Genomic DNA, 281 nt, shown 5'->3' with positions numbered 1-281 from the left:
ATCCAGTTTCTATTTCGTTCTGGCGCTCGCGTTGCAAAATCGGATAAACCACTTTTCTTCGTTGTGTCCGACCAGCGTTTGGCTGAGCAGGTGGCCAGCGTTTTGGATTCTGGGATGAGAATCGTGTCACCTACTGATCTGGTGCCGACGTGGAAAAAGAAATCGATCCTGCTCTACAGTAAAGGCAGTGCAGCTTCGGTGGCCGCACGCGAAAGCAGCCGTTACAAGAGTGCAGCGTATAAGCAAGCGAAGAAAGTTCAACGTGCTGCTGTGCGTTCGGG

The 281-nt window shown here is 52.0% G+C and carries 1 protein-coding gene; it reads left to right on the top strand.

Features of this window, described 5'->3' with window-relative positions; genetic code table 11:
- Window positions 1-281 (top strand): hypothetical protein (locus tag AC1RP1_RS08295; RefSeq protein WP_481762769.1); only part of this gene is annotated, 281 nt, incomplete at both ends.

Source organism: Dellaglioa sp. CoH-56-MRSF-13 (assembly GCF_056782095.1).
The sequence above is the reverse complement of the archived record's forward strand: the minus strand, read 5'-3'. Positions and strand labels throughout refer to the sequence as shown.